This is a genomic window from Streptomyces sp. MUSC 14, assembly GCF_001866675.1.
Taxonomy (GTDB): Bacteria; Actinomycetota; Actinomycetes; order Streptomycetales; family Streptomycetaceae; genus Streptomyces.
This window is the reverse complement of the sequence record NZ_MLYN01000050.1, coordinates 107,507-129,359: the sequence shown is the minus strand read 5'-3', so window position 1 is coordinate 129,359 and position 21,853 is coordinate 107,507. Positions and strand designations below refer to the sequence as shown.

The window sequence follows — 21,853 nt, the reverse complement described above, 5'->3', positions numbered from 1 at the left end:
CGACCGCGGAAGTCTTTCGGCGGATCTTCTCCGCGGCTGTCTCTCAGCGGCCCACAGGCAGCGCCGCCAGAGCGGCGACGCCGAGGGTGAGCGGGCCGAACAGGGCCAGCAGGGCCGCGGCGCGCAGGGCCGCGGCCACGCGCAGCATCGAGGGCGGGGCGCCGAGCCGCAGCAGCGCGGTGGTGGTGTCGGCCCGGCACTGGCGGGTCTCCACGGCCGCGGTGAGCAGGGTGGCGACCGTGCAGCCGGTGACGAGCAGCGCGCCGAGGGTGGCCAGGGGGCCGAACGCCGCCGCCGAGCCGGCGTACAGCGACGTCATGGCGTACCCGGCGGACACGACCGCGCAGACGACGCCCAGGGGGCGGCCGATCCGGGTGGCCTCCGACATGAGCACCCGGCCGGAGAGGAGCCGGAGGGCGCCGGGGCGGGTGCACTGCAGGAGCAGGCCGCACAGGTGGGTGAGGCCGGGGGCGGCGAGGACGAGCCCGAGGGCGATGAGGAGCCAGCCGCCGAGGACGGCGAGGTCCTGGCGGGCGGCGTAGGCGTGCACCGTGAGGCCGGCGGTGACGAGGGTGATGCCCCAGGGCAGGCCGGCGGGGGCGCCCCGGGGAGGCGGGGGAGTGCCGTCGGCCCATGCGGAGTCCGGCGCGGGGGCCGGGTCCTGGTCCGGGAGTTCCGGACCGGGTTCGCCGCTCGCTTCCGGGCCGGTGTCGCTCGCTTCCGTGCCGGGGCCCGGCGCGGTCGTGTCGCCGACCGCGGTCCTACGGCCCAGACGCGCGCCGAACCTCCCGTACGCCCCGAACGTCTCCCGGCCCCGCACCTCGCCGTACGCCCCGAAGCGGCCGAATCTGCGCGGGCCCGGGGCGGCGCGGCGCGGGTCACGCGGGCGCAGGGACAGCGCCACCGTGACCGACGCCGTGACCGGGACCAGGGTCAGCAGGGTCAGGGCCGCCGGGAACGGGAAGGGCCGGCCGGCGGCCAGGAAGCCGGCTGCCACGCCGTCGAAGGGCAGCCCGGTCAGGTCGCCGCGCAGGTGGAGGAAGGCGAGCAGGGCGAGCAGCGAGCCCAGCGCGCAGGACAGGGTCGTGGTCAGGGCCGAGACCGCCATCAGCCGGGCCGGGCCGAGGCCCGCCGCGGACAGTCCGGGGCGCGGCCTGGTGGCGGGGTCGGTGCGGGCGACGGCGAGGGCGAGGTACACCGTGGCGGCGAGCGGCACCGAGCACCAGACCAGGCGCAGCGTGGCGGCGTGGGCCGAGTCCGGGTGGTCCAGGGCGTAGCCGAGGCAGGACAGCAGGAGGAAGCCGGTGCCCGCCGTGGCCGTCGCCACCAGCAGTCGGCGCAGCTGGACGGCGGGCCGGGCCGCGCGGGTCAGACGGAGAGCGAGCACGCGGCCCGGCCTTCCGTCTGCGAGGTCTCCGGCAGGTACAGGGTCTGCACGCGCCGGCCGTCCAGCAGCGAGACCGTGCGGTCCGCGAGGGTCGCGGTGCCGGGGTCGGTCGTGGCGAGGACGACGGTGATGCCGTGCGAGCGGGCGGCCGTGGTGAGCGTGCGCAGCACATGGGTGCCGTCCGCGTGGTGCAGCGGGGCCGTCGGCTCGTCGGCGAACAGGACCGTGGGGGCCGTGGCCAGTGCCCGGGCGATGGCGACGCGCTGGCGTTCGGCCTGCTGGAGTTGGTGCGGCCGGCAGCGGGCCTTGTCGCCGACGTCGAGGCGCACCAGCCACTCCTGCGCGGCGACCTTGGCCCGGCGGCGGCCGGTGCCGCGCAGCATCAGGGGCAGCGCGGTGTTCTCCCAGGCGTTCAGCTCGGGGATCAGGACCGGGGCGGAGTCGATCCAGCCGAAGCGGTCCCGGCGCAGCCGTTCCCGGGCCATCGGGCCGAGGGTGTGCACGGGCACGCTGTTGAACCAGACCTCGCCGCCGCCCGCCGGCAGCAGGCCGGACAGGCACGACAGCAGGGTCGACTTGCCGCTGCCGCGGGCGCCGGTGACGGCGAGGATCTCGCCCTCCCGCACCGCGAGCGAGACCCCCGCGAGCCCGGGGGAGCCGTCAGGGTGCCGGTACTGCAGCGAGCGCGCCCAGAGCACGTCGTTGTCCGGTGGGGCCTCCATGGGCGTACACCTCGGTTCTGATCCGTTTTCCCGTTTGCCTCTTCCCTCGTCCGGGGGAACGAAGGCTGGGCCGATCGGTCACTGGAACGCTAGGCAGCCGGTGCCGGGAGGCCGGACAGCACACGGCCCCGGGCCGCCGTTCCCACTCGAACGGCCGGTACCGGGGCCGGTGATGATCAGCTGATCAGAGGACTGCGGCTCAGAGCTTCGTCCACGCCTCCGTCAGCGTCGCGCGCAGGATCTGCTCGATCTCGTCGAAGGTCTCCTGGTTGGAGATCAGCGGCGGGGCGAGCTGGACGACCGGGTCGCCGCGGTCGTCGGCACGGCAGTACAGGCCGTTCTCGAACAGCGCCTTGGAGAGGTAGCCGTACAGGACGCGCTCGGTCTCCTCCTCGTTGAAGGACTCCTTGGTGTGCTTGTCCTTCACCAGCTCGATGCCGTAGAAGAAGCCGTTGCCGCGGACGTCGCCGACGATCGGCAGGTCGTGCAGCTTCTGCAGGGTCTGCAGGAAGGCGCCCTCGTTGTCGAGCACGTGCTGGTTGAGGCCCTCGCGCTCGAACAGGTCGAGGTTGGCGAGACCCACGGCCGCGGAGACCGGGTGGCCGCCGAAGGTGTAGCCGTGCAGGAAGGTGTTGTCGCCCTTGTAGAACGGCTCGGCGAGCTTGTCGGAGATGATGCAGGCGCCGATCGGGGAGTAGCCCGAGGTCATGCCCTTGGCGCAGGTGATCATGTCCGGGACGTAGCCGAACTTGTCGCAGGCGAACATCGTGCCGAGGCGGCCGAAGGCGCAGATGACCTCGTCCGACACGAGCAGGACGTCGTACTGGTCGCAGATCTCGCGCACGCGCTGGAAGTAGCCGGGCGGGGGCGGGAAGCAGCCGCCGGCGTTCTGCACGGGCTCGAGGAAGACCGCGGCGACGGTGTCGGGGCCCTCGAAGAGGATCTGCTGCTCGATCTGGTCGGCGGCCCAGCGGCCGAAGGCCTCGGGGTCGTCGCCGAAGAGCGGGGCGCGGTAGATGTTGGTGTTCGGCACCTTGTGCGCGCCCGGCACGAGCGGCTCGAAGGGGGCCTTCAGACCGGGCAGACCCGTGATGGACAGGGCGCCCTGCGGGGTGCCGTGGTAGGCGACCGCGCGGGAGATGACCTTGTACTTGGTCGGCTTGCCCTTGAGCTTGAAGTACTGCTTGGCGAGCTTCCAGGCGGTCTCGACGGCCTCGCCGCCGCCGGTGGTGAAGAAGACCTTGTTCAGGTCGCCCGGCGCGTAGTCGGCGAGGCGCTCGGCCAGCTCCACGGCCTTCGGGTGGGCGTAGGACCACACCGGGAAGAAGGCGAGCTCCTGGGCCTGCTTGAAGGCGGTCTCGGCGAGTTCCGTGCGGCCGTGACCGGCCTGGACCACGAACAGACCCGCGAGACCGTCGAGGTAGCGCTTGCCCTTGTCGTCGTAGATGTAGGTGCCCTCACCCCGGACGATGGTCGGGACGGGGGAGTTCTCGTACGAGGACATGCGGGTGAAGTGCATCCACAGGTGGTCGTACGCGGTGCGGCTGAGGTCCTTCTGGGTCACGGTTATCGGGTTCCCCACATGTAGGTCTGCTTCTTCAGCTTCAGGTAGACGAAGCTTTCGGTGGAGCGCACCCCGGGCAGGGCCCGGATGCGTTTGTTGATGACGTCCAGCAGGTGGTCGTCGTCCTCGCAGACGATCTCGGCGAGGATGTCGAACGAGCCCGCGGTCATCACCACGTACTCGACCTCCGACATGGCGGTCAGCGCGTCCGCGATCGACTCGACGTCGCCCTCGACGTTGATCCCGACCATCGCCTGCCGGCGGAAGCCCACGGTGAGCGGGTCCGTGACGGCGACGATCTGCATCACACCCTGGTCCAGCAGCTTCTGGACGCGCTGGCGCACGGCCGCCTCGGACAGGCCGACGGCCTTGCCGATCGCGGCGTACGGCCGGCGGCCGTCCTCCTGGAGCTGCTGGATGATGGCGAGGGAGACGGCGTCCAGCTGGGGGCTGTTGCCGTTCCTGGACTCGCGGGTGGAGTCCCTCTGGTCTGCGCTTCGACTGGCCACGACCTCACTGTGCACGAGGTCTCGACAGTTCCGCAACCCTCCAGCGATGAAATTCGTTGTTTCTGGCTCCGAAGCTTGCGGATTTCGCAGAAGTGGCCCGGCTGGGGGTGTTGAAAACGTGGGCCTGGCGACTAGGGTGGGTGTCTCAGTAATCGGACAGCGAGTAACAGCGAGTACCTGAATCAGGAGGCCGGTGTGAGCACCGAGCTGCGTCGTCTGCGCAACTACATCAACGGTGAGTTCCGGGACGCCGCCGACGGACGGACGACCGAGGTGGTCAACCCGGCGACGGGCGAGGCGTACGCGACCGCGCCGCTGTCCGGTGCGGCGGACGTGGACGCCGCCATGGAGGCCGCCGCCGCCGCTTTCCCGGCCTGGCGCGACACGACGCCCGCCGAGCGGCAGAAGGCACTGCTGAAGATCGCCGACGCCTTCGAGGAGCGCGCCGAGGAACTGATCGCGGCCGAGGTGGAGAACACGGGCAAGCCGGTCGGGCTCACCCGCTCCGAGGAGATCCCGCCGATGGTCGACCAGATCCGCTTCTTCGCGGGTGCGGCGCGGCTGCTGGAGGGCCGCGCGGCCGGTGAGTACATGGACGGGATGACCTCGATCATCCGCCGCGAGCCGGTCGGCGTCTGCGCCCAGGTCGCCCCGTGGAACTACCCGATGATGATGGCCGTATGGAAGTTCGCCCCGGCGATCGCCGCGGGCAACACGGTCGTCCTCAAGCCGTCGGACACCACCCCGGCCTCCACCGTCCTGATCGCCGACATCATCGGCTCGATCCTGCCCAAGGGTGTCTTCAACGTCGTCTGCGGCGACCGTGACACCGGCCGCCTGATGGTCGAGCACGACACCCCGGCGATGGCGTCGATCACCGGCTCGGTCCGCGCGGGCATGTCGGTGGCCGAGTCCGCGTCCAAGGACCTCAAGCGGGTCCACCTGGAGCTGGGCGGCAAGGCCCCCGTCGTCGTCTTCGAGGACACCGACATCGCCAAGGCCGTCGAGGACATCTCCGTGGCGGGCTTCTTCAACGCCGGCCAGGACTGTACGGCCGCGACCCGCGTCCTCGTCCAGGAGTCCGTCCACGACGAGTTCGTGGCCGCGCTCGCCAAGGCCGCCGCCGAGACGAAGACGGGTCAGCCGGACGACGAGGACGTGCTGTACGGCCCCCTGAACAACCCGAACCAGCTCAAGCAGGTCGCCGGCTTCATCGAGCGCCTGCCCGCCCACGCCAAGGTCGAGGCGGGCGGCCAGCGGGTCGGCGACAAGGGCTACTTCTACGCCGCGACCGTCGTCTCCGGCCTGAAGCAGGACGACGAGATCATCCAGAACGAGGTCTTCGGGCCGGTCATCACCGTCCAGTCCTTCACGGACGAGGACCAGGCGGTCGAGTGGGCCAACGGCGTGGACTACGCCCTGGCCTCCTCCGTCTGGACCAAGGACCACGCCCGCGCGATGCGCATGTCCAAGCGGCTCGACTTCGGCTGCGTGTGGATCAACACCCACATCCCGCTGGTCGCCGAGATGCCGCACGGCGGCTTCAAGAAGTCCGGCTACGGCAAGGACCTCTCGGCGTACGGGTTCGAGGACTACACGCGCATCAAGCACGTGATGACGTCGCTGGGCGAGTAAGGCCCGGGAACACCGGCCCCGGACAGGGTGCCTCCCTGCCCGGGGCCTCGGTGTGTCACCGCGCCGCCACGAACTCCAGCTCCTCCTCGGTGAGCCGGAGGGTGGCCGCCCGCGCCCAGTCCGCCGTCTGCTCCGGGCGCCGCGCTCCCGCGATCGCCCCCGTGACGCCCCTGCGGGCCAGTACCCACGCGATCGCCACCGCCCCCACCGCCGTACCGTGCGCCTGCGCGACCGTCCGGAGCCGGTCCACCGTACGGAGGTTGGTGTCCAGGTCCGTCGTGAAGTCCGGGTGGGTGCGCCGCCAGTCGGACGGGTCCAGGGAGGCCGGCCGTTCCCGGGTGAAGGTCCCGCTGAGCAGGCCCGAGTGCAGCGGCTGGTAAGGGATCACGCCGGTGCCGTGGTCGGCGGCCCAGTCGATCTCGGGCTCGGCGGAGATACGGCCGTCCCTGCGCCGGCTGCTCGACGCCCAGCCCGGCCCCGCCTACGTCTGCGGCCACCTCACCCAGGTGCTGGCCTGGAACGCGCTCGCCGCCGCGGTCGTCGGCGACTTCGGCGAAGTACCGGCGCAGCGGCGTACGTTCGCGCACCTGATCTTCCTGGAACCGCGCTACCGTGCCCTGTTCGCGGACAGCTGGGGGGCCGAAGGCGGCAGCGACGGTGGCGTTCCTGCGGGTCAGCGTGGGCCGGTATCCCGACGATCCCGAACTGGCCGCCCTCATCGGCACGCTCGCCATGAAGAGCGAGGAGTTCGCCGCGCTGTGGGCCCGCCAGGACGTGGCGGACAAGGGCCCCGGCTGCTACGCCCTGTGCCATCCGCTGGTCGGACCGCTCACCCTGGACTTCGAGGTGCTGCACACGCCCGAGCCGGGCCAGGTTCTCGTCAGCTACCTCCCGGCGCCCGTACCGGGAGCGGCCGAGGCGCTGGGACTCGTCGGAAGCTGGGGTCTGACCTGAGCATGACCGCCGCCGATCGACAAGGTGTCGGACAGGCGGGGGCATGCTCGACGCAGCGTCGATTGTCCGTTCAGCGGGCGGGAGGGCATCCTTCCGGGGTGCCCCAGACTTCCTCTCGTACGTCCGTGACGTCCCGCCGCTCCCTGCTGCGCGCCCTCGGCGGCACCGCCGCGCTCGGCGCGCTGGCCGGCTGCGGGGTGCCCGCCGCCTACGTGCAGCCCGGCGACCGCGCCGTCCCGGACGACTCCGCGGCCGACAAGAAGCTGACCTGGGCGAACTGGCCGCTCTACATCGACACCGACGACAGGGACCCGAACCGGCGGCCCACGCTGGAGGCCTTCCAGAAACGCGCCGGCATCTCCGTCGACTACGTCGAGGAGATCAACGACAACGACGAGTTCTTCGGCAAGATCAGCCCCGCGCTGATGAACCACCAGTCCACCGGCCGCGACCTGATCGTCATCAGCGACTGGATGTGCGCCCGGTTCGTGCGCCTCGGCTGGGTACAGCGGATGGACCGCGCCCACCAGCCGAACGTCGCGAAGTACCTCGACCCGCTGCTGCGCTCCCCGGCCTTCGACAAGGGCCGCCTGTCCACCGTGCCCTGGCAGTCGGGCATCACCGGCATCGCATACAACCGCAAGAAGCTGGGCCGCGAGATCCGTCATGTGAAGGACCTCTGGGCGAGCGACCTCAAGGGCCGCGTGACCCTTCTGTCCGGCCTGGACGAGTCCTTCGCGCTGCTCATGCAGGGCAACGGCGTGGACATCACCCGATGGACGGCGGCCGACTTCCACGACGTCTGCGACGAGGTCGAACGGCAGGTCCACCGCGGCCAGATCCGCCGCTTCACCGGCAACGACTACACCAAGGACCTGGTCAGCGGCGATGTGCTCGCCTGCCAGGCCTACTCCGGCGACGTCATCCAACTCCAGGCGGACAACCCCGACATCCGCTTCGTCGTCCCCGAGGAGGGCGCCGAGCTGTGGTCGGACTCCCTGATGATCCCCAACCGCGCCCGCCACAAGGCCAACGCCGAGCGCCTGATCGACTACTACTACGACCCCGAGACCGCCGCGAAGCTCGCCGCCTGGGTCAACTACGTCTGCCCGGTCCCCGCGGCGAAGGAAGTCCTGGCGTCCTCCAAGGACAAGGACACCGCCGCCCTCGCCGACAACCCCCTCATCTTCCCGGACACCACCATGCGCCGGCGCCTCGCCATCGCCCGCGACATCACCTCCACGGAACGGGTGGAGTTCGCCAGGCGGTGGAACACGATCGTGGGGTTGTGAAACCGCAGTGCCGGACGACCACCGCCGGTCCGGGGAAGTGGGCCAACTGCCGTCCCTCTACCGTAAGCAGCCGTACGAACATCAAGAGGGCGGGCGGGGAGCATGACGACCTGGGGGCTGGTCATCGAGACGACCGTGGGGTCCGGAGACCACAAGCACATCGAGGCGTACGTCCTGGCGCACGTCACCGGATCCCGTGCCGAGGCGCTCGCGGAGCTGGAGCGGCGGGCGAGGAGCTACTCGCCCGAGCATCCGAGAAGTCCCAGGCGCCGAAGGCTTCTCAGGGACGGTGACGGACTCCTGCTCGTCGTCGACGGTGGATGGCAGTCGTTCGCCACCCGGTTCACGGTGGCGGAGCTGCTGGCGGACTCCGCGGCGCCCGTCGCCGCCCCGGAGCCCGAGGAAGCGCCGGGCGCGCACGGCACCGCGCCGGACGCACCGGCGGACGCGTCCGGTGGAGCGGCGGAGGCGGTCGCGCAGGGCGAGGACGTCGAGCGGTACGCGGACGGTGTGCCGGTCAGGCCGGCGTGGCTGGGGCGTGGCGACCTGCCGTAAGGGTGCGGGCACTTTTGAACGTGTTCAATTGTCGGCGTAGGCTGCCGTCATGAGCGACAGAGCCGCCCTGCTCAAGGGCATTCGCGTCTGGTTGGTCCTCTTCGTGGTGTGTCTCGTCCTCAGCGGGGCCACCGCCTTCCCGCTCGTGCACGAACTGCGCTGGACCGAGAGCCTGTTGCGCGCGCTGTCCGTGCCGGAACGGCTGCCGGGGCTGATGGACTGGATCGTTCGGGTGCGACACGGGCTCGACACCGCCGACGCCGACTACCCGTTCCTCCTCTACGGCACCGACTGGCTGGCCTTCGCCCACCTCGTCATCGCCGTCGCCTTCTACGGGCCCTACCGTGACCCCGTCCGCAACATCTGGGTCGTCGAGTTCGGGATGATCGCCTGCGCCGGGATCATCCCGCTGGCCCTGATCTGCGGGCCGATCCGCGCGATCCCCTTCTGGTGGAGCCTGATCGACATGTCCTTCGGGGTCTTCGGCGTCGTCCCGCTGTACGTCGTACGGAAGAAGATCAAGCGACTGGAGGCGCTGACCCGGCCGGCCGTCGGCGGTTGACCGCCGGGCGGGCCCGCCGGTGCGCAAAAAACTGTTATCCGCGCCCCCTCCACTCCGTCTCCTCGCACGTCACCGTTCCCTCACGCGCGGAGTCCCCCTCATGCCCAGCCCCGCCCACCAGCACGTCAGCAAGCACCGCCTCAGCCGCCGGGGCCTCTTCACCGTCGGCGGCGGACTCGCGGCGGCCGGAGTGCTCGGCGGTGGGATCGCCGCGTTCTCCGGCACCGGTGCGGACGCGGCGCAGTCCCCCGGCGCGGCCGGCGCGAGCCCTTCCGCGAGCCTCTCCGCGAGCGCCGCCGCCACGACGTCGGCCGAGCGGACGCGCTTCGCCCACCCCGGCCTGCTGCACAACGCCGGTGATCTGCACCGCGCCAAGGTCCGTGTCGCCGCCGGCCAGGACCCCTGGCTGGCCGGCTGGCGAAGGCTGACCGCCAATCCGCACTCCGCGAGCACCTGGCGGCCCCGCCCGCAGGCCACCGTCGTCCGCGGCGCCGTGCCCGGCCAGAACTACACCGTCCTCTACAACGACATCCACGCCGCCTACCAGAACGCCCTGCGCTGGCGGATCGCCGGCACCAGGGCCAACGGCGACACGGCCGTCGCCCTCCTCAACACCTGGTCGGCCACCCTGACCAAGCTCACCGGCAACGCCGACCGCTTCCTCGCCGCCGGGATCTACGGCTACCAGTTCGCCAACGCCGCCGAACTCGTCCGCGACCACCCGGACTTCGAGTTCGCGCGCTTCAGGAAGATGCTGCGCACGCTCTTCTACCCGATGAACATCGACTTCCTGACCCGCCACAACGACGCCGTCATCTCCAACTACTGGGCCAACTGGGACCTGTGCAACCTCGCCTCGGTCATGGCCATCGGGATCCTCCTCGACGACCACGCCCTGTTCCGCGGCGCCGTGACGTATCTGAAGCACGGCCAGGGCAACGGCTCCTTCCGGAACGCCATTCCCTTCCGTTACGCCGGCCAGGGCCTCGCCCAGTGGCAGGAGAGCGGCCGCGACCAGGGGCACAGCATCATGGGCATCGGCCTGCTCGGCGCGATCTGCGAGATGGCCTGGAACCAGGGCGTCGACCTCTACGGCTACGACGACAACCGCTTCCTGCACGCCGCCGAGTACGTCGCCCGCTACAACCTCGGCGGGGACGTGCCCTTCACGCCGTACGCCTGGCGCTCGGGCAACGGGCACGGCAAGTGGTGCGAGCAGACCGTGATCTCCGCCACGGCCCGTGGCCAGCTCCGCCCCGTCTGGGAGATCCTGCACCACCACTACGCCCGCCGCCGTCGGCTCGCCACGCCGCACGTCACGGCCATGGCCGAGAAGGTGCGCGCGGAGGGCGGAGGCGGTGACTACGGGCCCAACAGCGGAGGCTATGACCAGCTCGGCTTCGGGACGCTGCTCTACAGCAAGTGAGACGGGCACGCGGGACGGGATCGGCGGTGGACGTGCGGGACGCGCGGGGCGGACAGGGCCTACGGGACGAGCGGGACTGGCGGGACACGGTCGCGGCCGCGCAAGGAGGCGACCGGCGGGCGCTGGACGACCTGACCGCGGGCTGGCTGCCGCTCGTCTACAACATCGTCGGCCGCGCCCTGGGCGGCCACGCGGACGTCGACGACGTCGTGCAGGAGACCATGCTGCGCGCCGTCGGCAACCTCGGTTCGCTGCGTGACCCGGACAGCTTCCGGTCCTGGCTGGTGGCCATCGCCATGCGGCAGATCCGGGACCGGGCCCGCCGCCGCCCTGCCGACCGGCTCGCCGAGGACGCCGCCCGGGACACCACCGACTTCGCCGAACTCACCGTACTTCGGCTGCAGTTGGAGGGGCAGCGACGCGAGGTCGCGCAGGCCGTGCGGTGGCTGGACGACGAGGACCAGCAGCTGGTGTCGCTGTGGTGGCTGGAGGTCGCGGGCGAGCTGACCCGGCGCGAACTGGCGGAGGGCCTCGGCATCAGCCGGCAGCACGCCGCCGTGCGCGTCCAGCGGCTCAAGGGGCGCCTGGAGACGGCGCGCGGCATCGTACGCGCGCTGGACGGGGCGTGCCCGGAGCTGGGCGGGCTGACCGCCCGCTGGGACGGGCGGCCCGACTCCGTCTGGCGCAAACGGCTGGCCCGGCATCTGCGCGGCTGCGGCTACTGCGCAGACGCCCCCGAGTCCCTGGTCCCGGCGGAGCGGCTGCTGGTCGGCCTCGCCCTGGTACCGGTCCCGGCGGGGTTCGCGCTGTCCCTCGCGCTCGGCGGCAGGACGGCCGCGGCCGCCACCTCCGTGGGCTGGTCGGCGAAGGTGTTCGGCATGCTGACCAAGCCCGCCGTGGCCCTGGCGGCGGGGGCGACCGTCGTGGCGGGCGGCGCCTACATCGCCGTACGCGCCCCGGACCACCAGCGGCCCGAGAGCGGTCCGGCCGTCACGTCCACGGCGAGCGGTACGGCCGTGACCCCGCCGGCGCTCCGGCCGCCGTCCCCGTCCCCGTCCCTCGCCCCGACTCCGGCCCGGTCCGTCTCGCCCACCACTGTCTACGGCACGGTCGTCGACGCCGTCGACCGGGCGCCGGCCCCGGACATGCGGCCGGCCGCCCTGCCCCGCCGGCCCGCGGCCGGCGTCATGAGCACCGGCGGCGCGCACGCCGTGCTGAACCACCGCGGGGAGCGCGTGACGCTGCGCGGGCAGGGTTATGTGCTGGTCCGCTGGCAGATCTCGCCGCAGTACCGCTCCGGCAGCCTGGTCATGCCGGCCTGGACGGGGCTGACGGGCAAGCTCTTCCATGTGGCCTCGGGCGGCGGGCGGCGCATGGACGACCCCGTGAGCACCACCGACCCCACCGCCACCGGCATGGGCAGCAGGGCCGTCGGCTACGACGTCCTGCCGCCCGGGACACAGCAGATGTGGCAGAACGAGTACTTCTACCTCGACGGCGCCGTCACTCTCACCCAGAACGAGCGCGGCGCCGACTACGGCCTGAGCGTCCTGCCGAGCACCTGGGACGCCGTCGAGAAGGACGTCACGACCGGCCCCGCGCAGGGCGCCGGGCGCTATGGACTGGTCCGCGACACCGGCAGGGACGACACCCCGGTCCCGCAGTACCTCACCCGCGCCACCCCGGCCGACACCTCGACGGTGGCCCAGCGGTCCGATGTCTAGCGTCTAGGGGGTGCCGCCGCGCAGGGTGTGCAGGACGTCGACGCGGTTCGTGGTGATCGAGTCGACGCCCAGGTCCAGCAGCCGGTTCATCGCGCGGCGGGTGTCCGGGGTCCAGACGGAGACGAGGTAGCCGTCGTGGTGGACACGGGCGGCCAGGTCCCGACTCACCAGTGAGAAACGGTAGTTGAGCCAGCGCGGCCTGATCGTGGCGAGCAGTGCGGGGCGGGGCGGGGCGAGCGTCGTCCAGGTCAGGGCGATCTCGGCGGCCGGGTCGGCGGCGCGCACGGCGAGCATGGCCTCGGCGTGCGCGCAGTAGTAGACACGGTCCCCGGCCCCGCTCTGCCGGACCACGTCCATGACCCGGTCCACCATGCGCCGCTCCACCCGGCCGCACAGGTCCACCATCACCCGGGCGTCACTGGTCGCGGCCAGTGCCTCCGCGAGCGTCGGCACGCCGCCCGCCGTGAGCCCGCGCACCTCCTCGGCGGACAGTGCGGCGAGCGGCCGGTCGACCTCCCACAGCCGTTTCAGCGTCTCGTCGTGCAGCAGCACGGGGACACCGTCACGGCTGAGCCGTACGTCGATCTCGACCGCGTCCGCGCCCTGGTCGAGCGCGGAACGCAGCGAGTCGGTCGTGTTCTCGCGGAAGCGGTAGGGGTCGCCGCGGTGGGCCACGGCGGTCACGGTCTGCATGACCCCCATTGTGGCGGGCGCGGCCGGACGGACGGGGTCAGCGGGTCAGCCAGGCGGCGGTGTACGTGTCGATCTCCGCCGCGATCCGCGCCTTGCCCGCCGCGTCCAGGAAGGAGGCCTCCACCGCGTTCTTCGCGAGCCCGGCGAGGCCCCGCTCGTCCAGGTCGAGCAGACGGGCGGCCACCGCGTACTCGTTGTTGAGGTCGGTGCCGAACATCGGCGGGTCGTCGGAGTTGATCGTGACCAGCACCCCGGCCTTCGCGAACTCCTTGACCGGGTGCTCGTCCAGGGTGCGCACCGCGCGGGTGGCGATGTTGGAGGTCGGGCACACCTCCAGCGGGATCCGGTGCTCGGCGAGGTGCGCGAGCAGCTTCGGGTCCTGCGCGGAGCTGGTGCCGTGCCCGATGCGCTCGGCGCGCAGCTCGGTCAGCGCGTCCCACACCGTCTGCGGGCCGGTCGTCTCCCCGGCGTGCGGCACGGAGTGCAGACCGGCGGCGACGGCCCGGTCGAAGTACGGCTTGAACTGCGGCCGGGGTACGCCGATCTCGGGCCCGCCGAGCCCGAACGACACCAGGCCCTCCGGCCGGATCCGGTCGTCGGTGGCCAGCCGGGCGGTCTCCTCGGCGGACTCCAGCCCGGCCTCACCGGGAATGTCGAAGCACCAGCGCAGCACGGTCCCGAACTCGGACTCGGCCGCCTTGCGGGCGTCCTCGATGGCCGCCATGAAGGCCAGCTCGTCGATGCCGCGCCGGGTGGAGGAGAACGGCGTGATGGTCAGCTCGGCGTACCGCACCTGCTGGCGGGCCAGGTCACGGGCCACCTCGTAGGTCAGCAGCCGGACGTCCTCGGGGGTGCGGATCAGGTCCACCACCGACAGGTACACCTCGATGAAGTGCGCGAAGTCGGTGAAGGTGAAGTACTCGGCCAGGGCCTCGGGGTCGGCCGGCACCTTGGAGTCGGTGTGCCGGGCGGCCAGCTCCGAGACGATGCGGGGGGAGGCGGAGCCGACGTGGTGGACGTGCAGCTCGGCCTTGGGGAGGCCGGCGATGAAGGTCCGCAGATCGCGGTCGGCGGTGCCGGTGGCGGGTGCGGAGCTGTGGTCGGTCAAGGGGTCCTCCCCGGAAACGGGCGCCCGCGGAACGGGGTTCGGGACGGAGGCCGTGGGACGGGGCCCGCGGAACCGGTCCCTGGTGCGGGCGCGGTGATCGGCTGATCGGTTGCGCGGGATCATCGTAGGCCCCGGCTCGCGCCGCTGTCCGGGGTGGCCCGTAGCATGAACACATCCAGTTGAGGGGGTTGCGTTCACGATGTCCGACGAGGTGCCGCGGTTCACGCCACCGGAGCAGCAGCCGGCCGGCGAGCGGCCGGAGCCGTCCCGGGTGTCGCTGAACAAGACCGCGGGGGAGCAGCCCGCGGGCGACCGGGCGGTGCCGGTGGCTCCGCAGGCCCCCGCTCCCGGTGCCGGCTCGTTCGGCTCGGTCCATGAGCAGCAGACGGTGGTCTCGCTGCCCACCGACGCCGTGTCCGCGCCCTGGGCCCCGCCGGTCTCCGCCGCCGCGCCCGCCTCGAACCCCTTCGCGGCCCCGGCCGACCCGTACGCCCCGCCGACGGCCACGCCGCCGTCCGCGAATCCGTGCGGAGCCCCGGCCGCCCCCGCGTACCCGTACGCCCCGCCCGTCGGGCAGTACCCGGCGGCCGAGCCGGTGCCCCCGCCGCCCATCGCGCCCGACGGTCCCGGGCAGCTGCCGTACTACCCGCCCACGCCGCCGGCGTACGGCGACCCCGGCGCCTACCCGGCCGCGAACCCCTACGGCTGGCCCGGCATGCAGCCGGCCCCCAGCAACGGCCTGGGCACGGCCGCCCTGGTCTGCGGCATCCTGGCCGCGGTCGGCTTCCTGCTGTGGCCGATCGCCCTGGTGCTGGGCATCCTCGGGATCATCTTCGGCGCGATCGGCCGGGGCAAGGCGAAGCGGGGCGAGGCGACGAACCCCGGCATGGCCCTGGCCGGGCTCATCTGCGGATCGGTGGGCATCGTGCTGGTGGTGGGGTTCTGGGCGGTCGTCATCGCCCTGATCAACTGAGCGGCCCGAGCGGAGCCGGCCCGAGCGGCGCGCGGGCCGGCGGAGATCTACGCCAGCCTCTCCCGCGCCGCCATCAGCGCGAACCCGAGCAGATTCGGGCCCTTCCACCGCCGCGGGTCCATTGCCGCCTCGTCCGTCGCCGCGAGGCCGATTCCCCACACCCGGTCCACCGGACTCGCCTCCACCAGCACCCGGTCGGCGGTCCCGAGCAGGAAGGCGCGGAGCGCGTCGTCGGACGCGAACTTGTGCACGCTGCCCTCGACCACGATCCGGAACCGCTCCCGCTCCCATATCGCCTCGTCGAAGCCCCGGACCAGCCGACCGGCCTTCTTCGCCTCGGAGGGATGCCCGGCGGCGAGGATCCTGCGCTCCGCCTCCGCGTCCTCGAAGAGCCGCGCCTTGCCCGCCATCATCCAGTGCTCGGCCGTCGCGAATTCGACACCGTCGACCACGAACGGTGACGGCCACCACTGGCTCAGACAGCTCGCGCCGACGCTGCCGTCCTTCGTCGGCCGGTGCCCCCAGAAGTGCAGGTACTTCACCCGGGTCCCGGACCGGACCTCGCTGATCAGGGCTTCCAGCCCGTCGATCTTCCCCATGCACGCGAGTGTGGCACGCACCACTGACACTCCGTCCGTCCTTTTCTGTCCCGACTCGACACCTGGTCGACAGATTCCGTCGCGTAACCAAAAGGCAACAACGGAATCACTTGTTGGAGTCCACTTGCTCTGTCAGGATCGGCACTCAAATCGAGCTGGAGCTACGCCACCCACCCCCCCGGGGACGGGGCACACGGCGGAGGAGAGCGACATGCACAACCCGGGCACCGCCACCCCGGAACGATTTCCCGCACAGGACCGGTTCGCCGAGGGTGCGCAGTTCATCGCGGGCCGTCCGACGAAGGGCACCTCGGGCCGCACCCACGCCGTGGTCGACCCCGCGACCGGCGAGGAGGTGTACACCTATGAGCTGGCCGGCGCCGCTGACGTCGACGCGGCCGTGGCCGCCGCCCGCGCCGCGTTCCCGGGCTGGTCCTCGGCCACTCCGGGAGAGCGCTCGGACGCGCTGCACCGCTTCGCCGCCGTGCTCGCCGACCGGGCGGAGGACCTCGCCCGCGCGGAGTCCCTCCAGTGCGGCAAACCGCTGAAGCTCACGCGCGAGTTCGACGTGCCGGGCACCATCGACAACACCGCCTTCTTCGCGGGCGCCGCCCGGCACCTGGCCGGTCAGTCCGCCGGCGAGTACTCCGGTGACCACACCTCGTACGTCCGCCGGGAACCCATCGGTGTCGTCGGGTCCATCGCCCCCTGGAACTACCCCCTCCAGATGGCCGCCTGGAAGATCCTCCCGGCGATCGCCGCGGGCAACACGATCGTGCTGAAGCCCGCCGAGCTGACCCCGCTCACCTCGCTGCTGTTCGCCCAGGCCGCCACGGACGCCGGCCTTCCCGACGGCGTGATCAACATCGTCACCGGGACCGGGCGGGAGGCGGGGGAGCACCTCGTCGGCCATCCCGACGTCGCCATGACCTCGTTCACCGGGTCCACCGCCGTCGGCAAGCGCGTCGCCGAGGTCGCCACCGCGACCGTCAAGCGCCTGCACCTGGAGCTGGGCGGCAAGGCCCCCTTCGTGGTGTTCGACGACGCCGACCTGGAGGCCGCCGCCCACGGTGCTGTCGCCGGCGCGCTCATCAACACCGGCCAGGACTGCACGGCCGCCACGCGCGCGTACGTGCAGCGACCGCTGTACGAGGCGTTCGTGGAGCGGACCGCCGCGCTGATGGAGACCGTGCGGCTGGGGGATCCCTTCGCGCCCGGCACCGATCTCGGGCCGCTCATCTCGCACGTCCAGCGGGACCGGGTGGCCGGTTTCGTGGACCGGGCGCGTGCCTACGCGCGCGTGGTGACCGGCGGCGAGGTACCGAAGGGTGAGCTGGCGGACGGCGCCTACTACCGGCCGACGCTGGTCGCCGACGCCGCCCAGGACAGCGAGATCGTCCAGTCCGAGATCTTCGGCCCGGTCCTGGTCGTCCTGCCCTTCGACAGTGACGAGGAGGGGCTCCGGCTGGCCAACGACACTCCGTACGGCCTGGCCGCCTCCGCGTGGACCGGCAACGTCTACCGGGCCAATCGCGCCACCCGCGAGATCAAGGCGGGCTGTGTGTGGATCAACGACCACATCCCGATCATCAGCGAGATGCCGCACGGCGGCTACAAGGCGTCCGGGTTCGGCAAGGACATGTCGGTGTACTCATTCGAGGAATACACGCAGGTCAAGCACGTAATGTTCGACAATACCGCGGTGGCCGGGAAGGACTGGCACCGCACCGTCTTCGGGGACCGCTAGGGGGTGTCGTTGGATCACGCCGGCGTCGCGGGCCCTGGCACGCGCTCCCCCAGGGGGGACCCCCATCGCGTCGACTCCCTCCTCGGCCCTGCGGCTGCACGCACCAGACCCCGCTCGGGTCAGCCGGCAGGCGCCGTTCCTCACGGCCGACCTGATCCCAACGACACCCCCTAGCACCCGCCCGGCCACCGACCGGGCCGGCCTTCCCCTCCCAGGGCACCTCCTGCCAGGGCACCTCCCTCCCCCAGGGCACCTCCCGAAAGGCACCACGCGCATGGAGCACTACGAGCCGCACCGCCCGGCCCCCGTCGCGGCCCCGACCCGCCGGTCGCTGCTGCGCGCCTCGGCGGGCGGCGCGCTCGCGGTCGGCGGACTCGGGGCGCTGAGCGCCTGCGGGATCCCCGCGGCGACCAAGAACCAGGGCGGGGTCTCCGCCGACGACCACTCGGCCACGGAGAAGATCGTCAACTTCTCCAACTGGCCCGAGTACATCGACGTGGACGCCAAGGGCAAGAGCCACCCCACGCTCGACCACTTCGCCCGGCAGACCGGCATCAAGGTCACCTACACCGAGGACATCAACGACAACGACGAGTTCTTCGGCAAGATCCAGCCCGAGCTGGCCGCCGGCCAGGACACCGGCCGCGACCTCATCGTGCTCACCGACTGGCTGGCCGCCCGCATGATCCGGCTCGGGTACGTCCAGAAACTGGACCCGTCCAACCTGCCGCACGCCTTCGCCAACCTGTCGGACCAGTTCCGGGCCCCCGACTGGGACCCGGGCCGCGCCTACTCGTACCCCTGGCAGGGCATCTCGACCGTCATCGCCTACAACAAGAAGGCGCTCGACGGCATCGAGGTGAAGTCGGTCTCCGACCTGCTCGACAACCCCAGGCTCAAGGGCCGCGTCGGCTTCCTGACGGAGATGCGCGACACCATCGGCATGACCATGCTCGACATGGGCAAGGACCCGGCGAAGTTCACCGGCGACGACTACGACGCGGTGATCGCCCGCCTCCAGAAGGCCGTCGACAAGGGCCAGATCCGCCGCTTCACCGGCAACGACTACACGTCCGACCTCACCAAGGGCGACTTCGCCGCCTGCCTCGCCTGGGGCGGTGACATCGTCCAGCTCCAGGCGGACAGCCCGGACGTCGGCTACGTCATCCCCGACAGCGGCTACATGACGTCGACGGACAACCTGCTCATCCCCAACCGGGCGCGCCACAAGGCGAACGCCGAGCGGCTCATCGACTACTACTACCAGCCCGAGCCCGCCGCCGAGCTGGCCGCCTACATCAACTACGTGAGCCCCGTCGCCGGGGTGGCGCCCTACCTTGCGAAAATCGACGCTTCGGCGGCGAAGAATCCGCTGATCATTCCCGACAAGGCCATGCAGGCCAAGGGCCATGCCTTCCGCGCTCTGACGCAGCAGGAAGAGACGGCCTACCAGCAGAAGTTCTCGAAGCTCACAGGGGCGTGACGACGACGATGACGACACCAGACAACAGCGGCGACGTCCGCCTCTCCGGTATCAGCAAGACGTACGACAACGGCTTCACCGCCGTGCACCCGCTCGACCTGACCATCCCGCAGGGCTCCTTCTTCGCCCTGCTCGGTGCGTCCGGCTGCGGCAAGACCACCACCCTGCGCATGATCGCCGGCCTGGAGGAGCCCACGACGGGCGCCGTCCACCTCGGCGACCAGGAAGTGACCCACCTGCCGCCGTACAAGCGGCCGGTGAACACGGTCTTCCAGTCGTACGCCCTCTTCCCGCACCTCGACATCTTCGAGAACGTCGCCTTCGGGCTGCGCCGCCGCGGCATCAAGAGCGTGAAGAAGCAGGTCGAGGACATGCTGGACCTGGTCCAGCTCGGCGAGCAGGCGCGCAAGAAGCCGCACCAGCTCTCCGGCGGCCAGCAGCAGCGCGTCGCCGTCGCCCGCGCGCTGATCAACCACCCCAAGGTGCTCCTGCTCGACGAGCCTCTCGGCGCCCTCGACCTCAAGCTGCGCCGCCAGATGCAGCTGGAGCTCAAGCGCATCCAGACCGAGGTCGGCATCACCTTCGTACACGTCACGCACGACCAGGAGGAGGCCATGACCATGGCCGACACGGTCGCCGTGATGAACGCGGGGCGCGTCGAGCAGCTCGGCTCGCCCACCGACCTGTACGAGAACCCGGACACCACCTTCGTCGCGAACTTCCTCGGCACCTCCAACCTCATCGAGGCCGAGGTCGACACGGAGAACGGCGACGACATCGTCCTCACGTCGGGCGGCGGCAGGCTCGTCCTGCCGAAGGCGCGGTGTTCGGCGCCCGCGAAGGCCGGCGGCAAGGTACTGGTCGGCATCCGCCCCGAGAAGATCTCGCTCACGCACGCCGACGACGCGGGCGGGATACCCGAGGGCCGCAACCGCCTCACCGGCAGGATCGCCGACGCCAGCTTCATCGGCGTCTCGACCCAGTACGTGATCGACAGCCCGGTCTGCGACGAACTCGCGGTCTACGTCCAGAACGTCGAGCGCGACGGCCGCCTCGTACCCGGCGCCGACGTCGTGCTGCACTGGAGCCCGGCGCACACCTTCGGCCTGGACGCCGCCCAGTCCCTGCTTGCCGGGACGGTGGGCTCCGCGGGCACCGAGGAAGAGGCGGCCGCCTGATGTCGACCCTCACCGAAACCGAGGCGCCCCCGCCTCTGTCCGCCGCGGCCGAACCCGGGGCCAAGGCCCCGCGCAGGCGCGGCCGGTTCACGCCCTACTGGCTGCTGCTGCCCGGCCTGCTGTGGCTGGTCGTCTTCTTCGCGCTGCCGATGGTCTACCAGGCCTCCACCTCCGTGCAGCAGGGCTCGCTGGAGAACGGCTACAAGGTCACGTGGCACTTCGCGACCTACTGGGACGCGTTCAGCCAGTACTGGCCGCAGTTCCTGCGGTCCGTCCTCTACGCGGCCGCCGCGACCGTCGGATGCCTGCTGCTCGGCTACCCGCTGGCCTACCTGATCGCCTTCCGCGCGGGCCGCTGGCGGAACCTGATCATGATCCTGGTGATCGCGCCGTTCTTCACCAGCTTCCTGATCCGCACGCTGGCCTGGAAGACGATCCTCGCCGACAACGGCCCGGTCGTGCACACGCTGAACTCGCTGCACGTCCTGGACCTCACCAACTGGCTCGGCTGGACGGCCGGCGACCGGGTGCTGGCCACCCCGCTCGCCGTGGTGTGCGGACTGACGTACAACTTCCTGCCGTTCATGATCCTGCCGCTCTACACCTCGCTGGAGCGGATCGACGGACGGCTGCACGAGGCGGCCGGCGACCTGTACGCCAAGCCGTGGACCACCTTCCGCAAGGTGACCTTCCCGCTGTCGATGCCGGGCGTGGTCTCCGGCACGTTGCTGACCTTCATCCCGGCGGCCGGTGACTACGTCAACTCCGAGTTGCTCGGCTCCACCGACACGCGCATGATCGGAAATGTGATCCAGACGCAGTTCCTGCGCATTCTGGACTACCCGACGGCCGCGGCCCTCTCCTTCATCCTCATGGCCGCCATCCTGGCCATGGTCACGATCTACATCCGCCGGGCCGGGACGGAGGATCTGGTCTAAATGCCCCTCGTCAACTGGCTCAAGCGCCGTCTCGTCGTCATCGCGGGACTGCTGACGCTCGCCTATCTGCTGCTGCCCAACGTCGTCGTGACGGTGTTCTCCTTCAACAAGCCGAAGGGGCGCTTCAACTACGCATGGCAGCAGTTCTCGCTGGACGCCTGGAAGCAGCCGTGCGGCGTCGCCGACATGTGCGGCTCGCTGTCCATCAGTCTCCAGATCGCCGTGTGGGCGACGATCGGCGCCACGGTCCTCGGCACGATGATCGCGTTCGCGCTGGTCCGCTACCGCTTCCGCGCACGCGGCGCCGTCAACTCGCTGATCTTCCTGCCGATGGCGATGCCCGAGGTCGTCATGGCCGCCTCGCTGCTCACCCTGTTCCTCAACATGGGCGCGCAGCTCGGCTTCTACACCATCCTCATCGCCCACATCATGTTCTGCCTGAGCTTCGTCGTCACCGCGGTCAAGGCGCGCGTGATGTCGATGGACCCGCGGCTGGAGGAGGCCGCCCGTGACCTGTACGCCGGTCCCGTGCAGACCTTCCTGCGGGTCACCCTGCCCATCGCGGCACCCGGAATCGCCGCGGGCGCGCTGCTGTCCTTCGCGCTCTCCTTCGACGATTTCATCATCACCAACTTCAACGCCGGCTCGACCGTCACCTTCCCGATGTTCGTCTGGGGTTCGGCACAGCGCGGAACTCCGGTCCAGATCAACGTGATCGGCACGGCCATGTTCCTCGTCGCCGTCCTCATCACGCTGTTCTCGATGGTCGTCACCAACCGCCGCAACAAGCACAACGCATAGGCC

Annotated in this window: 20 protein-coding genes and 2 pseudogenes; 14 read left to right on the top strand and 8 right to left on the bottom strand. The window is 71.2% G+C overall.

Going from position 1 to position 21,853, the window contains the following annotated elements:
• Positions 1–43: 43 nt before the first annotated feature.
• The 4 genes from BIV25_RS30690 to BIV25_RS30675 form a co-directional block, all read right to left on the bottom strand.
• Positions 44–1,387, bottom strand: a complete 1,344-nt coding sequence (locus BIV25_RS30690) for a hypothetical protein (protein WP_071375716.1) — start codon at positions 1,385–1,387, stop codon at positions 44–46.
• Positions 1,369–2,109 (bottom strand): ABC transporter ATP-binding protein, encoded by a 741-nt coding sequence (locus BIV25_RS30685; protein ID WP_071375715.1) that lies wholly within the window; start codon positions 2,107–2,109, stop codon positions 1,369–1,371. The genes BIV25_RS30690 and BIV25_RS30685 overlap by 19 nt, the downstream gene beginning before the upstream one ends.
• 199 nt (positions 2,110–2,308) lie before the next feature.
• On the bottom strand, positions 2,309–3,691 hold the full coding sequence (locus tag BIV25_RS30680; protein ID WP_079176987.1) for an aspartate aminotransferase family protein: 1,383 nt from the start codon (positions 3,689–3,691) through the stop codon (positions 2,309–2,311).
• Positions 3,676–4,197, bottom strand: coding sequence for an Lrp/AsnC family transcriptional regulator (locus BIV25_RS30675; RefSeq protein WP_071375713.1), 522 nt, complete (start codon positions 4,195–4,197; stop codon positions 3,676–3,678). The genes BIV25_RS30680 and BIV25_RS30675 overlap by 16 nt, the downstream gene beginning before the upstream one ends.
• A gap of 180 nt (positions 4,198–4,377) precedes the next feature.
• On the opposite strand from BIV25_RS30675, the gene BIV25_RS30670 reads away from it, so the two are divergent.
• Positions 4,378–5,817: a gamma-aminobutyraldehyde dehydrogenase gene (locus BIV25_RS30670; protein WP_071375712.1), complete on the top strand. Its 1,440-nt coding sequence runs from the start codon at positions 4,378–4,380 to the stop codon at positions 5,815–5,817.
• A 55-nt stretch (positions 5,818–5,872) separates the two neighbouring features.
• Here BIV25_RS30670 and BIV25_RS30665 read toward each other — a convergent pair whose 3' ends face one another.
• On the bottom strand, positions 5,873–6,235 hold the full coding sequence (locus BIV25_RS30665) for an aldo/keto reductase (RefSeq protein WP_256256294.1): 363 nt from the start codon (positions 6,233–6,235) through the stop codon (positions 5,873–5,875).
• Between BIV25_RS30665 and BIV25_RS54620 the strand changes: the two are divergent.
• From BIV25_RS54620 to BIV25_RS30635, 7 genes and pseudogenes are all read left to right on the top strand, one after another.
• Positions 6,210–6,434 (top strand): annotated as a pseudogene (locus tag BIV25_RS54620) (transcriptional regulator); the annotation flags it as partial. The gene BIV25_RS30665 and the pseudogene BIV25_RS54620 overlap by 26 nt on opposite strands.
• 40 nt (positions 6,435–6,474) lie before the next feature.
• On the top strand, positions 6,475–6,771 hold the full coding sequence (locus BIV25_RS53365) for a hypothetical protein (protein WP_071375710.1): 297 nt from the start codon (positions 6,475–6,477) through the stop codon (positions 6,769–6,771).
• Between the two features lie 98 nt (positions 6,772–6,869).
• Complete coding sequence (locus BIV25_RS53360) at positions 6,870–8,063, top strand: PotD/PotF family extracellular solute-binding protein (RefSeq protein ID WP_071375709.1); 1,194 nt, start codon at positions 6,870–6,872, stop codon at positions 8,061–8,063.
• 102 nt (positions 8,064–8,165) lie between these two features.
• On the top strand, positions 8,166–8,618 hold the full coding sequence (locus BIV25_RS30650; protein WP_071375708.1) for a hypothetical protein: 453 nt from the start codon (positions 8,166–8,168) through the stop codon (positions 8,616–8,618).
• A gap of 49 nt (positions 8,619–8,667) precedes the next feature.
• Entirely contained in the window at positions 8,668–9,180 is a 513-nt protein-coding gene (locus BIV25_RS30645; protein WP_071375707.1) for a hypothetical protein, read from the top strand.
• 100 nt (positions 9,181–9,280) lie between these two features.
• Positions 9,281–10,606: an alginate lyase family protein gene (locus tag BIV25_RS30640; protein ID WP_071375706.1), complete on the top strand. Its 1,326-nt coding sequence runs from the start codon at positions 9,281–9,283 to the stop codon at positions 10,604–10,606.
• Positions 10,607–10,638: 32 nt separating this feature from the next.
• Entirely contained in the window at positions 10,639–12,330 is a 1,692-nt protein-coding gene (locus BIV25_RS30635; protein WP_107486408.1) for a sigma-70 family RNA polymerase sigma factor, read from the top strand.
• Between the two features lie 3 nt (positions 12,331–12,333).
• On the opposite strand, the gene BIV25_RS30630 is transcribed toward BIV25_RS30635, so the two are convergent.
• Both BIV25_RS30630 and BIV25_RS30625 read right to left on the bottom strand, forming a co-directional pair.
• A complete protein-coding gene (locus BIV25_RS30630; protein ID WP_071375740.1) occupies positions 12,334–13,023 on the bottom strand; it encodes a glycerophosphodiester phosphodiesterase in 690 nt (229 codons plus the stop codon).
• 37 nt (positions 13,024–13,060) lie between these two features.
• Positions 13,061–14,237 (bottom strand): annotated as a pseudogene (locus tag BIV25_RS30625) (adenosine deaminase).
• Between the two features lie 93 nt (positions 14,238–14,330).
• Here BIV25_RS30625 and BIV25_RS54100 point away from each other — a divergent pair.
• Positions 14,331–15,104, top strand: coding sequence for a DUF4190 domain-containing protein (locus BIV25_RS54100; protein ID WP_177235474.1), 774 nt, complete (start codon positions 14,331–14,333; stop codon positions 15,102–15,104).
• A 47-nt stretch (positions 15,105–15,151) separates the two neighbouring features.
• Here BIV25_RS54100 and BIV25_RS30615 read toward each other — a convergent pair whose 3' ends face one another.
• A complete protein-coding gene (locus BIV25_RS30615; protein ID WP_079176985.1) occupies positions 15,152–15,703 on the bottom strand; it encodes an NADAR family protein in 552 nt (183 codons plus the stop codon).
• A 211-nt stretch (positions 15,704–15,914) separates the two neighbouring features.
• On the opposite strand from BIV25_RS30615, the gene BIV25_RS30610 reads away from it, so the two are divergent.
• From BIV25_RS30610 to BIV25_RS30590, 5 genes are all read left to right on the top strand, one after another.
• The gene (locus BIV25_RS30610; RefSeq protein ID WP_071375702.1) at positions 15,915–17,450 is read left to right on the top strand and encodes a gamma-aminobutyraldehyde dehydrogenase; all 1,536 of its coding nucleotides are present in this window, start codon (positions 15,915–15,917) and stop codon (positions 17,448–17,450) included.
• A 274-nt stretch (positions 17,451–17,724) separates the two neighbouring features.
• Entirely contained in the window at positions 17,725–18,933 is a 1,209-nt protein-coding gene (locus tag BIV25_RS30605; RefSeq protein ID WP_071375701.1) for a PotD/PotF family extracellular solute-binding protein, read from the top strand.
• Positions 18,934–18,941: 8 nt separating this feature from the next.
• Positions 18,942–20,111, top strand: coding sequence for an ABC transporter ATP-binding protein (locus BIV25_RS30600; protein ID WP_071375738.1), 1,170 nt, complete (start codon positions 18,942–18,944; stop codon positions 20,109–20,111).
• On the top strand, positions 20,111–21,049 hold the full coding sequence (locus BIV25_RS30595; RefSeq protein ID WP_071375700.1) for an ABC transporter permease: 939 nt from the start codon (positions 20,111–20,113) through the stop codon (positions 21,047–21,049). Before BIV25_RS30600 ends, BIV25_RS30595 begins: the two co-directional genes overlap by 1 nt.
• Positions 21,050–21,850 carry an ABC transporter permease gene (locus BIV25_RS30590; protein ID WP_071375699.1) on the top strand — a complete coding sequence of 267 codons (801 nt, stop codon included), beginning with the start codon at positions 21,050–21,052 and terminating at the stop codon, positions 21,848–21,850.
• Positions 21,851–21,853: the final 3 nt, after the last annotated feature.

What these genes read in the sequence shown, in the direction of transcription:
- BIV25_RS30685 (WP_071375715.1), bottom strand. Translation starts at nt 2,109, where the DNA reads ATGGAGGCCCCACCGGACAACGACGTGCTCTGGGCGCGCTCGCTGCAG.
- BIV25_RS30650 (WP_071375708.1), top strand. Translation starts at nt 8,166, where the DNA reads ATGACGACCTGGGGGCTGGTCATCGAGACGACCGTGGGGTCCGGAGAC.
- BIV25_RS30645 (WP_071375707.1), top strand. Translation starts at nt 8,668, where the DNA reads ATGAGCGACAGAGCCGCCCTGCTCAAGGGCATTCGCGTCTGGTTGGTC.
- BIV25_RS30640 (WP_071375706.1), top strand. Translation starts at nt 9,281, where the DNA reads ATGCCCAGCCCCGCCCACCAGCACGTCAGCAAGCACCGCCTCAGCCGC.
- BIV25_RS30630 (WP_071375740.1), bottom strand. Translation starts at nt 13,023, where the DNA reads ATGCAGACCGTGACCGCCGTGGCCCACCGCGGCGACCCCTACCGCTTC.
- BIV25_RS54100 (WP_177235474.1), top strand. Translation starts at nt 14,331, where the DNA reads ATGTCCGACGAGGTGCCGCGGTTCACGCCACCGGAGCAGCAGCCGGCC.
- BIV25_RS30615 (WP_079176985.1), bottom strand. Translation starts at nt 15,703, where the DNA reads ATGGGGAAGATCGACGGGCTGGAAGCCCTGATCAGCGAGGTCCGGTCC.
- BIV25_RS30610 (WP_071375702.1), top strand. Translation starts at nt 15,915, where the DNA reads ATGCACAACCCGGGCACCGCCACCCCGGAACGATTTCCCGCACAGGAC.
- BIV25_RS30605 (WP_071375701.1), top strand. Translation starts at nt 17,725, where the DNA reads ATGGAGCACTACGAGCCGCACCGCCCGGCCCCCGTCGCGGCCCCGACC.
- BIV25_RS30600 (WP_071375738.1), top strand. Translation starts at nt 18,942, where the DNA reads ATGACGACACCAGACAACAGCGGCGACGTCCGCCTCTCCGGTATCAGC.
- BIV25_RS30595 (WP_071375700.1), top strand. Translation starts at nt 20,111, where the DNA reads ATGTCGACCCTCACCGAAACCGAGGCGCCCCCGCCTCTGTCCGCCGCG.
- BIV25_RS30590 (WP_071375699.1), top strand. Translation starts at nt 21,050, where the DNA reads ATGCCCCTCGTCAACTGGCTCAAGCGCCGTCTCGTCGTCATCGCGGGA.